At 41.8% G+C, this 905-nt stretch carries 1 protein-coding gene; it reads left to right on the forward strand.

Features of this window, described 5'->3' with window-relative positions; all coding sequences use genetic code 11:
- Positions 1-15: 15 nt before the first annotated feature.
- The gene (locus ABR397_RS22875) at positions 16-900 is read left to right on the forward strand and encodes an IS982 family transposase (RefSeq protein WP_350307712.1); all 885 of its coding nucleotides are present in this window, start codon (positions 16-18) and stop codon (positions 898-900) included.
- The last annotated feature ends 5 nt before the right edge of the window (positions 901-905 follow it).

Raw genomic sequence — 905 nt, forward strand, 5'->3', positions numbered from 1 at the left:
TGGAGACCCTCAGGCATGGTTAATTTAGAAGAACTTTACTGCTGCGTCGATGACTTTTGCCAAAAATTTATTCCTCTCTGGCATCAACAACTCATTGAACATGGATTACGTAAACGACACCGGGAGGCATCTCTTTCTCTCAGTGAAGTCATGATGATCCTCATTTTATTTCATATGAGTCATTATCGTGATTTTAAAACATTTTATATTGAACATGTAAAACAATATCTTACAGCCGATTTCCCCGGATTAGTCAGCTATACGCGTATCCTCACCCTGAAAAAAAGGGCGCTTATTCCTTTATCCGCTTTTCTTTCATCACGTAAGGCACAAACTCAAGGAATTGCTTTTATTGATTCCACCAAAATTGCTGTTTGTCACAATCGTCGTATTCCTCGTCATCGCGTATTTGAAGGGATGGCACAACGAGGTAAAACGAGCACAGGCTGGTTTTATGGCTTTAAACTTCATTTGGTTATCAATGATTGCGGTGAATTGTTAGCCGTGAAACTCACCGCAGGAAACCAGGATGCTCGTCAGCCAGTCAGCGCGTTGACAAAAGGACTCACAGGCTGTTTGTATGGGGATAAAGGGTATTTGTCCCAGGCTTTATGCGATGAGTTAGAAGCGGAAGGTGTCACGTTAATCACCAATGTCCGGAGTAACATGAAAGCCAAAGCATTATCTCTCTGGGATAGGTTGATGTTAAGACGGCGATTTTTGATAGAAACGGTCGTCGACCAGCTCAAAAATATTTCTCAGATAGAACATTCAAGGCATCTCAGTCAGCTCGGTTTTTTGTTAGAAGTTGCTGCCGGTCTTATTGCTTATACATTCCAGCCTAAAAAACCGAGCTTGAATCTACGGGATAATGAGATCGCTATCTTTAAACGAAGCTGAGGTTA

Source organism: Photorhabdus viridis, from assembly GCF_040256935.1.
In the GTDB taxonomy this organism is placed as follows: domain Bacteria; phylum Pseudomonadota; class Gammaproteobacteria; order Enterobacterales; family Enterobacteriaceae; genus Photorhabdus; species Photorhabdus viridis.

Bases quoted from the DNA above. Each gene is read 5' to 3' on its own strand.
- ABR397_RS22875 (WP_350307712.1), top strand. From the start codon at position 16: ATGGTTAATTTAGAAGAACTTTACTGCTGCGTCGATGACTTTTGCCAA.